The sequence below is a fragment of the Nodularia harveyana UHCC-0300 genome (assembly GCF_034931085.1).
GTDB classification, from domain to species: Bacteria; Cyanobacteriota; Cyanobacteriia; order Cyanobacteriales; family Nostocaceae; genus Nodularia; species Nodularia harveyana.
In genome coordinates this window covers 78,726-89,160 of sequence record NZ_JAYGHG010000018.1, presented here as the reverse complement: position 1 = coordinate 89,160, position 10,435 = coordinate 78,726, and the positions used below count along the sequence as shown (strand labels likewise).

The following is a 10,435-nucleotide window of genomic DNA, read 5'->3' as shown; positions in this document are numbered from 1 at the left end:
TTTTGTGAGCTTCTGTTTGTTCTCATGTCTTTAAACTAGAGTCACTGGCGATTTTTCTCCATACTTCACTACACAACTACTTCCTTTTGTCAAATTTTATGTTAAGAAAGATGTGGGTAATGGATAGTTTTTAAGGGCAGGGCTGTTTCGTTCCCTAAAAGGGTTAAAATTGCAAGGGTCAAAAAGATAAAAATTGAAGGCAAATCCACAATTAGGACAAAAATTTTGGTCTCTTCAGCCCGAAATACCTGATTTTTCTTTGCGTCTTTGCGCCTAACGGACTTCGTCCTTCGCTGCGCTGGTGCGTGAGATTATCCTCTTGACAAATCTCCAACACAAGCGAATGAAAAAGCCCTGATTTTTAAGGGGGGCTAGGGGGGATCATTACGTGCCTAAAATCACAGCTGAACACTTTTAAAACAACCTCTAAAGAGTTCTTGGGTGAGTCCTATATTTAAAAAAGTAAAAAAGCTGAAATTACCAGGGTTTGAAGACCATACCAAACAGAAATTTCGGATTTATAGTATTTTTATGTATATTTAAATACAGATTTTACATAGAAATTCATCCAAACTTTCTAGCTTAGAGGTTCTCAATGGGGACTTACGAATGCACAAACTCAAACTTTCATCCCTCCGTCTTGGTATTGTCTCTCCACCCAAAAAACTCAGCGTACCCAATTTTTGGTTTTATTTTCCGGGTGTTTCATCAACTAAAAGAACATATAACTAGGGTTACAAAAATATTTCCCATACTTAGGAATATTAACTGTTGTTTGCAAAAGTATGTGAGTCATACTCAAAATTAGTCAATCTTTCATTAAATATGATTTGACATCAGCATCTCATCAAAAACCAGGGATTCATCCTATCTCGGTTTTATGAGTAAAGTCTTGATTGAAAAATTGTTGTTTAACAAAACTAGGAAACAATGCAACTGAAGAACTTAGCAATTTATTTCATACTTTTGCAACGTCTTCAAAACCAGAAATGTTGATCAGTTGTGGAATCTCTGGAAATTGTCTCACATAATACCATAAAGCATTCATAAACACAAATCACTATATCTTTAATATGATCAATTGTGGAATTATGCCATTCGAGGGGATAGATTAAAGCTAAAAAGCCTTTATAGCAAGGATTCCGGCTGAATCATCATCAAACAAAGCAACCCCAGTAAATTTTAAAATTTGCAGTAAATTGAGCCAAACCAGATATTCTGAGATTTTTTGATGTTATTTATCTGCCCTTAATTATCAGTTGTTAATTAATCCATCTAATGGTAAATTTTCTGGTAAACTAATAAAAAACAAGTTTCAAATCTATCGCAATCGAGGGGTTTGACCCCTTACTGGTTATTAACCAAATAGCATAAAATAAACTTAAACAAGTTTAATTAGAGGTCAAAAAAATTCGTACATTCGATCATATATATCCTCAAAAAAGAGATGACATTAACAGCAAATAGTATTATACTTACCAAAGTTGTTCTTAATGTTCATAAATGGTTTTTTTTGAGATAACAACTTAAACTTGGAACAAAAATATTCTCGATTCGATATCAGAGAAAATATATAATCAACTATCAGGGAAACTCAATTTAATTAGGAATTGAGTTATTTAAAAGAGGTCAAAACTGCATCTACCGCTAACCATATCCAGCAGCGAAGAAACTTTTAACTTCAGTTCAGCTTATGGAAAGAATCATCACGCCAAATGCAGTGGAAACCTCAAGTAAAGGGAGAAGTTTAAGGATGGAACATGATTATTTTTATTTTTACTACTATTTAGCCTTGCAGATGGTGTCAATTGTTATAAATTTTGCCACCTCAATAACAATCAACTTACCAGAAGTGAATATTCTGTTGTATCCAGTACAGAAAACTTGCAAATTGTTGCATTTGGTTTTTCTCTCTCCAGTCATACCCAAGGAAATTATTTTCTCCTAAATAATCTGTAAGTCAATTTCAACAGATAGCGCAGACAAGTTTTAACTATTTTTACCCAAGATAACTAACACTATGAATCAAGATATTCCTGGAATTAGTCACAACTTTAATCAAGCAACAAATCCTCAACAATTTGAGAAAATAGTAGAAGCGATTCTTGCGGGTAAGTATTCCTGGGCTTGCGTGTTAATGCTACGCATAATTGGTTATAATCCTTTACATTACATTCCCTATCGCACTTACAATCGATTGCTGAAAGAAAATACCCAACAGCGTCATCAGAAGAATAAAGATACCCAATCATCAGTGAATCAAAGGTCTAATATTAACGGTTCTACGAGTTATTTAAGTAAAATTAAAGACCTTGGTTATCTGGAAGTGGTGGGAAAGCAAAAGGGTGAAATTCGTGGGAGTCGGTTAGATAATTAGTTGACCTGATATTAGGCTTATTATCAATAGCTCTATTCCTGAAACTGGGGATAGGGCTAAATTTTGTATCTGCTTTTCGACCTGTTACTGAAAATATTTTATCTGTCTAAAGTTAGGCTAGTTGATAACACTAAATTTGTTCAATAAAATCTGGCAAAATGGCAAATAATGTCTAAGAAATCGGATATATTAGAGTTAAGTATTTAATTAAGAGGTGGTTAAAGGCAAATTAATTTACAAATATCAAAACCATGAATATCTGATTATGAATCATATCTAACTGATTGCTGTTGCTGGCGTTCAGTATGTTACAGAGTAAATAACTCTTAAATCAACACAAAAGATTTAACCGTTACGATTGGTGGTTCTTTTTCCGAGGAGGTCTGAGAAAAAATTTAGAGTCGCGTCTCCCCGCAATTTTAAATTTTCATCCTTGCTATTGAGTCTCTAGACGTGGGGAAACTTAATCAAGGTTCTGGACTGAGTTTGGTTTATGTATATCTAAAGAAATACTATTTAGAATCATAACCAGTGCTGGAAAAAGAAGAAGTAACGTTTATCTCTTAGTTATGTCTCATAGATTTTATAGCACTAATGCTTTTTTTCCAGAAAATAATTCTTGTTCTCCCAAATAAGATGATTTCTGGTTGATAAGTTTGCAATTTATACAGTAAATGCTGGAAGCTGGAAATGAGTAGCTTCCAGTTTTTTTTAGACTCTATATTTGTTCGTCTCAATGATGGATGTAAGGAGATGATTTAATTATGGGATTTACGCAGAAATTACGGAATAACTAACCACAGAGACGCAGAGGACGCAGAGGAATCAGGATTTGAGGCTATTTTATGCGTTTTTGTAACATGACTATCTACACCAGTCAAAGAATCGCCCAAATCCCTATTCTGGCGTTGAGTGGTGTCGATTGCTTGCTGTGTAAGGGTTTGAGCTATGTGTTTGATTAATTTTTCGGCTGGGTGTACAATCTTTTTTAGAGACGTGTCGATTTGCGGTCTGAAACCCTTATTGGGTAAGGGCTGCTAGACGAACTCCCTACCGATTGGGTTAAATCGGAATAATTGGAAACTATCTGTGCCAGTCAGATGCAGTTTCACCCACAGTCCCTACCGATTGGGTTAAATCGGAATAATTGGAAACGGAAGTTACCGCCATTACCGTTTAACAACAGAGAGCCACCCCCACCGATTGGGTTAAATCGGAATAATTGGAAACACCTCCACCACTACGCACTCAATTCCGTCTCCGGAATCCCCCACCGATTGGGTTAAATCGGAATAATTAGAAACGAAAAAGCCCTCGTCAACATGAGGGCTTCTTATTTTTTTTAATAATAATTATAGAGACGCGATGTTTCGCGCCTCTGGGTAACTTTTAATTCTGCGCCTGTGATGGGGGATTAGGAATTGTTACATCTATGGGGGTTACAGATTTGGCTAACTGTGTTAATGGCGGTTGAATGGCGGTTTGATTCCCGACTACTAAAGTGATGATTTGTTCTGGTTTGAGGTATTCTTTGGCTACTCGTTGCACGTCTGCTATTGTGGTGGCGGCTACGGCTTTTTGATAGCGAAATAGGAAATCAGCCGGATAACCATAATATTCGTATCGCATTAACCGTGATAGGGTTTGGCTGGGGTCTTGAAAGTTGAAGACAAAGGAGTTGAGGGTTGACTCTTTTGCATAAGCTAGTTCTTCTGCTGTGACGGGTTGGGCTTGGATGCGTTTGATTTCGCCTTGTAAGGCTTGGACAAACTGGACTGTAGCATCCGATCGCGTTTGTCCGCCGGCTATAAACATTCCTGGGTAGTCGAAGCGGGGACTCCAGTAACCGTAGACGGAGTAAGCTAAACCTTGGCGCGATCGCAATTCGTTTAATAAACGTCCACCAAATCCATTTAATACGCCATTCAATACGTCTAAGGCGGCATAATCAGGATTGTCAAATTTACCGCCGATATGCCCCATCAATACACTACTCTGAGTTAGTTGTGGTTGATTGACAAAAAATACACCGCCGTTGTTAGCTGGCTTGACTTCTGATATCTGGGGGGGAGTAATTTCGTTGTGGGGTTTCCAGTCGCCAAATTTGGCTTGAATGAGCGATCGCATTTTTTGCGGTTCAAAATCTCCCACAATCCCTAAAATCATATTATTGGGATGAAAATATTTCTGGTAAAACTGCGCTACGTCCCCACGAGAAATATTTTCCAGGTTGACATATTCCAGGGTGCGAGCATAGGGACTATCTGCACCATAAATTAATTTCTGAAATTCCCGACTCGCAATACTATCTGGATCATCATTTCGGCGAGCAATGCTACCTTTAGCTTGGGTTTTGGCTAAATCTAATTGTTCTTGGGCAAAAACTGGCTGTCTGAGAATTTCGGCAAATAAATCAAATACTGTTTCTAAATCTTCCGTCAGAGACTGAAAACCAGCACTCCCAGAACCTTGACCAATACTGGTTTCTACACTCGCGGCGCGTTGTTCCAACATTTCATTGAGTTGATCAGGGGAATGCTTTTGAGTTCCCCCAGTCCGCATAACTGCACCTGTAAAACTAGCCAAACCGATTTTATCAGCTGGTTCTAGGCGATCGCCTGTCCGCACCACAGCCGTACCATTAACTAAAGGTAAATCGTGATCTTCCATCAAATAGACAACCAAACCGTTATCTAAGACAAAGCGCTCATGCTCTGGTAACTTAATCTCAGCCAATGGTGGTAGTTCCAACTCAGTGTAATGCTTCGCCGCCGCCGTCGCTGCTAAAGAAAAGTTAAAACTAACCAGTAAACAAGCAACAGCCAGAGTTAAACCATAAAATAGCCCTTTACCTTTGCCCAACCTAAATTTAAACTTGAAAATTCTTAATCCCATCGGTTTTTTACCTTTTTTTCCTCTGTACCTAATCCCGTTCATCCCCTAAGAGAGTTCACACTAGCCTCTCAAACCCTCATATTTCCCTGTTCCTCTGAAAAATCTTTTTATTCTGGCTTCGATAACAACTTACCAACTGTGCGATTCTCTGGTGTAAAAGTTGCCTGAGATACTCGTTGAATATCCGCAGATGTCACCGCCGAAATTTGATCTAACTTTTCAAACAAATTCCGCCAAGAACCAGTTTTCACCTCTGCTTCTAATAATTGCTGTGCCATACCCATATTAGAATTGAGGCTACGTAATAAACCCGCCCGTGCTTGAGTTTTTACCCGTTGTAAATCAGCTTCCGCTACTGGTTGGGTTTTCAACTTATTAATTTCCTCTCCCAAGGCGATCGCCACCTCATCCACCGTGTGACCAGGAGCCGTTAGCGCATAAAATAACATTAGATTTGAGTACTTATCTCCAGGAAAGCCACTAAAACCCTGAGCATTTAATGCCACGCGCTTTTGTTCTACCAAAGATTTATACAACCGCGATGTCCGTCCATTACTCAACAAACCGCCAATAATTTCATACACAGCATCATCGGGATGGCTAACTGACGGGCGATGATAGCCTTCTAAATACCAAGGTTGAGAAGGTAGTTCTAGAGTAAATTCTCTTGGTTCTGTTTGGGGTGGTTCCACCGGAATCTTGGCTTCGGCTTTAGCTTTGGCTTGATAGCGGCCAAAATATGTTTGTGCCAGTTTTTTCACTTCGGCCGCATCCACATCTCCGACAATAGCAATGGTTAAATTACTCGGTACATAGTGAGTATTAAAAAAGTTCTGCACATCTTCCGGGGTGAGATTGCGGATATCGTCTTCATAACCAATCACCGGTCGTTTGTAGGGATGGACGGTGAAAGCAGTATCGGTAAATTTTTCAATCATCTGACCGATAGGCGAATTATCCACTCGCATCCGGCGTTCTTCTAAAATGACATCTTTTTCCTTGAAAAATTCCCGCCGTAGTACAGGTTCTAGAAATCGCTCCGATTCCAGTGACATCCACAGTTTCAACTTGTTAGAGGGAAAGCTGTAAAAGTATTTGGTGGCTTCGGCGGAAGTGCTAGCATTTAAACCCACACCACCGGATTGCTTAACAATTTGTCCAAGTTCGTTTTGTTTGATCAGCTGGTCTGCTTGAGATTCTACTTGCTTAAATTCAGTTTGCAATTCAGCCAGATTATCTGATTTACCATTGGCTTTTGCAGTTTTAATTTGCGTATCTAATTGTTCTAAGCGGTCTAATAAAACTTTTTCGGCTGCGTAGTCTTTTGTCCCAATGCGGGTTGTTCCTTTAAATGCTAAATGCTCTAAAAAGTGGGCGACACCAGTTTTACCCTCTGGTTCATCTACGCCACCGACATCAGCATAAGTCAGAAAAGAAACCACCGGGGCTTGATGGCGTTCCAAGACAATGAATTTCATCCCATTATCCAGGCGAAATTCTGTTAACTGTGCAATTACCCGATCTAAATAGGGTTGAATTGAACTAGTCTCTGCTGGTTTTTGACGCTGTTCTCGGATTCTTTGTAAAGGATTTGCAGTTTGAGCCAGAGCCATGTCTGGTAGTAACCCCGACCAGCAAATTACAACGACCAGTAAAATGGTGGAAAGCCGACGTAATATTATAGTTAGTTGGGCTGACCAGGGCAAAATTGAACGACTGGGCTGATTCATAAGCGAGAATAAAACTAAAGTTCCATTATCTGAAAAATATCCTGAGTGGCAAACAGCGAGTTTACCTTGTATTAAGCTTTCTGTGTTTTTTATGCCTGACACTAGACAATAATCTAACAAGCTGCGTTCCTAAGATTACAGAATAATTGTTATGCGGATTTTTAAATCACCTCCGACTTCTGAAGCACAAACACGCACCCGGATTTTACAAGCTGCACAAAAGTTATTTGCTTCCAAGGGTTTTGATGGTACTACCACCCGTGATTTAGCCCAAGCAGCAGGTGTGGCTGAGGGGACTTTATTCCGTTATTTTCCCAATAAAAAGTCCATTTTAGTAGAAGTAGCTACTAGTGGCTGGGTGGAGATTTTAACAGATTTATTGACAGAATTGAGTGAAATGGGCAGTTATAAGGCGATCGCTCAAGTCATGCGCCGCCGGATGTGGAATTTACATAAAAATGTGGATTTGATGAAGGTTTGTTTTATGGAGGTGCAGTTTCATCCAGATTTGCGCGATCGCATTCAAGAGGAAGTTATTGATAAAATGACCGATGTGGCGGAAGCTTTCTTTCAAAGTGCAATGGATAAGGGGATTTATCGCCAAACTGATGCCAAACTAGTGGCTAAGGTGTTTTTAGGAATGTTTGCGATCGCTGGTTTTTCTAACAATACTCTCATGGCTCCCGATGCTTCACCCCAGGAAATGCAACAAATGGCAGAAGGTTTGGCTGATATCTTTTTAAATGGTGTATTAGCAAAGGAATAAGGCTTTTAGTTGAGTCGGATAATTTGTTGTGCTTCCTGACTCCATTTTTGAACCACATCAATAGTTGGACACAAATCTCGGCGCTGCATTGTTGATACCTGGAGGCGCATAATTTGTCTGTGTAATTTCTGAGTAGGTGTTTGAGCTAGTTGTGCTACAGAAGCAATACCAGAATGTAGCAATAAACCGCAATATTCCATTCCCACACCAGGAATCTGCGCTAAATCGGCTAAGGCGATCCATTTATTTACATATTGCAGATTAACTTGGACTTTATTTGCTAAATTTACCCTCGTTTCCGCAGTTTTTCCTTGTTTAATTAAGTCTTTGGTAGTTATAATTCCACAGTCTTGCAATCGGGTTTGTTCTTCCTGACTTAATCCTGGTAGTTGCTCTATTAACCAGTTACAAGCTGTAATGGGACTTCTAGTATTTGGCTGTTTGGCGGGCATTTGGCAGAGCCTGTTCTTTGTTCTGAAGTTTTATATCCACATTCAAAGCTTATGTGATATTTTATATTCTAATTAATAAAATCAGTTTGGTTGCTGTATAGATGCGGTTAAGTTTAGTTTTCAGATTACCGACCAAAAAATCTGGAGAAAGTTCTCAGAAAAATTGTCCCAAATTGATCAATAGTCAGGTTTTTGAAACCTTAATTACTCAGTTATCCAAAATGAAAATCACCCTTTTATTGAGGTAAAACAAATATGAATGTCGACAAGTCAACTAAAAAGAAGGCAGTCAACTATGCTTTTAGTTTGACGTTTAATCCAGAAATTTTGAGAATTATTTCCTATGTGGCATTGATTATCATACTACTTGTGGGAGCGATTTTGACTAAAACATTGGTTGCAGTTGATCCCGAAACCACTGCAATCTATAAATTGTTTGGGTTTAATCACCCCTGTAATTGGTTGGATCATGAACCCAGTCGAACGGTTTCGGCGATGCTCCTACCCTTGTGGGAAGTTCCTTTTCTCTTCTATGTAATTTTCAATTTTTTGAGAATTCAAGATGCGTATAAGGAAAACAAAGCTCCACGATATGCCTATATCGTCTCGACAATTTTCTTGCCCATTGAAATTCTCTTGACTGTCTGGTTCAGAATTGTGTTTGTCTGGGACCCAGAAGTGAACTTCTTGTATCATTATCTCCCCTATATCGGCTTTCAGTTTCTTCTGTTTTTAGTAGCTTTCGAGAATGCTTTGTACTTCTACGCGATGAAGGCACTGCCTTTCAGAAATAGCCGTTTCCTTGCCATTACCTATCTGATAACGTTATTCGCAGTCACAGTAGGATATACCGTCGTTGGAATTTCAAGTGCCTTGGGACAGCCCATTCTCGATCTCGTCAACGATCCTGGACAACGGTTATTATTTAGATCCCTCACCAACTTCTACACTCTTTTGGTCATTCCCATTCCTCTGATCCTATCTGTGTTTGAATTGAAGCGATCGCCCAATCATAAAATATCCTTTGAATAAGCCCTTCAGCTGCCTCTGGAGAGGGTTTACCGATGTTTAAGCAGAAACATCAAGTGGAGAAGAGACTTATAAAACATCCTCTTACAGTCGAGGACGGAAAACAGCTATTAATGAAATTACCACAGTAAATTTCCCGTGGAATGTCCTGATATAGCAGGGAACAGGGAACACTTCGACAAGTGTTACAGTGAGCCTGTCGAAGGGTCGAACTGCTCAGTGCATCGCTGGGAACAGGCTCAAAACTCTTTAATTGTAAGGGTTTCATTATCTATTTCTGTGGATGCTGATTTTTTGCCAGATACAGCTTAGGTAAATAATTCACCACGCATTACAGTTACTGCTTGTCCTGAGAGATAAACGCGATCGCCCCCTGAATAGCGCACCTTGACCACTCCACCCCGCCGGGAGGCCTGAAAAGCCAAAAACTCATCTTTATGTAGGCGATCGCGCCAGAAAGCCGCCAGACAACAATGAGCCGCCCCAGTTACAGGGTCTTCATCTATACCTAAGCCCGGTGCAAAAAATCGAGAAACGAAATCATATTCCGAATCTGCATCAGTTTGGCTAGTGACAATCACATCAGGGATATCTAATTTTTTCAATAGCTGAAAATTCGGCTGCATTTCTCGTACCAACTTCTCAGACTCCACCTCCACCAAATAGCCCAAAGAATTTTGCAGCACAGACTTACAACCTACACCCAAAGCCTCCTCTAACTCCGGGGGTGTAACCGTAACTTCAGAAAGATTCACCGGAAAATCCAACTCAATCCAGTCACCCAAACCTTGAGCAATCAAAACACCACTTTTCGTATAAAAACGCGCCACTTCATCCAGTAACAAATACCCCTGAGACCAAAGAACATGAGCGCTAGCCAAAGTTGCGTGACCACAAAGAGGAACCTCCACAGTCGGCGTAAACCAACGCAGACTAAAACCATCATCCTGCTTCAGCAAAAAAGCCGTCTCCGACAAATTCATCTCCTGCGCCACATTCTGCATCCAGCCATCATCCCGACAATCAGACAAAACACAAACAGCCGCCGGATTCCCCCCAAAACACCTATTCGTAAAAGCATCAACCTGAAAAATCACCTGACTCATAACCTCACCCTCAAATTAAAATAACAACTCCGCGAACCTTTGCGCTTACCTCCGCGCCCCTCTGCGTTTAATCATCTTCC

At 39.9% G+C, this 10,435-nt stretch carries 6 protein-coding genes and 1 pseudogene; 3 read left to right on the top strand and 4 right to left on the bottom strand.

From position 1 onward, the window contains the following. Positions 1-2,020: 2,020 nt before the first annotated feature. Positions 2,021-2,371, top strand: a pseudogene (locus VB620_RS12275) (HetP family heterocyst commitment protein); the annotation flags it as partial. 1,395 nt (positions 2,372-3,766) lie between these two features. Here VB620_RS12275 and VB620_RS12270 read toward each other — a convergent pair. After that, the gene (locus VB620_RS12270) at positions 3,767-5,272 is read right to left on the bottom strand and encodes a M16 family metallopeptidase (RefSeq protein ID WP_323196435.1); all 1,506 of its coding nucleotides are present in this window, start codon (positions 5,270-5,272) and stop codon (positions 3,767-3,769) included. 107 nt (positions 5,273-5,379) lie between these two features. Beyond that, positions 5,380-7,002, bottom strand: coding sequence for a M16 family metallopeptidase (locus VB620_RS12265; protein ID WP_323196434.1), 1,623 nt, complete (start codon positions 7,000-7,002; stop codon positions 5,380-5,382). Positions 7,003-7,153: 151 nt separating this feature from the next. On the opposite strand from VB620_RS12265, the gene VB620_RS12260 reads away from it, so the two are divergent. Next, complete coding sequence (locus VB620_RS12260) at positions 7,154-7,768, top strand: TetR/AcrR family transcriptional regulator (RefSeq protein ID WP_323196433.1); 615 nt, start codon at positions 7,154-7,156, stop codon at positions 7,766-7,768. Between the two features lie 5 nt (positions 7,769-7,773). Here the strand turns inward: VB620_RS12260 and VB620_RS12255 are convergent, their stop codons facing one another. Continuing rightward, positions 7,774-8,220: a DUF4332 domain-containing protein gene (locus VB620_RS12255; RefSeq protein ID WP_323196432.1), complete on the bottom strand. Its 447-nt coding sequence runs from the start codon at positions 8,218-8,220 to the stop codon at positions 7,774-7,776. Positions 8,221-8,475: 255 nt separating this feature from the next. On the opposite strand from VB620_RS12255, the gene VB620_RS12250 reads away from it, so the two are divergent. Next, the gene (locus VB620_RS12250; RefSeq protein WP_323196431.1) at positions 8,476-9,252 is read left to right on the top strand and encodes a hypothetical protein; all 777 of its coding nucleotides are present in this window, start codon (positions 8,476-8,478) and stop codon (positions 9,250-9,252) included. Between the two features lie 305 nt (positions 9,253-9,557). On the opposite strand, the gene VB620_RS12245 is transcribed toward VB620_RS12250, so the two are convergent. Next, the gene (locus VB620_RS12245; protein WP_323196430.1) at positions 9,558-10,355 is read right to left on the bottom strand and encodes a PhzF family phenazine biosynthesis protein; all 798 of its coding nucleotides are present in this window, start codon (positions 10,353-10,355) and stop codon (positions 9,558-9,560) included. Positions 10,356-10,435: the final 80 nt, after the last annotated feature.

Bases quoted from the DNA above. Each gene is read 5' to 3' on its own strand.
- VB620_RS12245 (WP_323196430.1), bottom strand. From the start codon at position 10,355: ATGAGTCAGGTGATTTTTCAGGTTGATGCTTTTACGAATAGGTGTTTT.
- VB620_RS12255 (WP_323196432.1), bottom strand. From the start codon at position 8,220: ATGCCCGCCAAACAGCCAAATACTAGAAGTCCCATTACAGCTTGTAAC.
- VB620_RS12250 (WP_323196431.1), top strand. From the start codon at position 8,476: ATGAATGTCGACAAGTCAACTAAAAAGAAGGCAGTCAACTATGCTTTT.
- VB620_RS12265 (WP_323196434.1), bottom strand. From the start codon at position 7,002: ATGAATCAGCCCAGTCGTTCAATTTTGCCCTGGTCAGCCCAACTAACT.
- VB620_RS12260 (WP_323196433.1), top strand. From the start codon at position 7,154: ATGCGGATTTTTAAATCACCTCCGACTTCTGAAGCACAAACACGCACC.
- VB620_RS12270 (WP_323196435.1), bottom strand. From the start codon at position 5,272: ATGGGATTAAGAATTTTCAAGTTTAAATTTAGGTTGGGCAAAGGTAAA.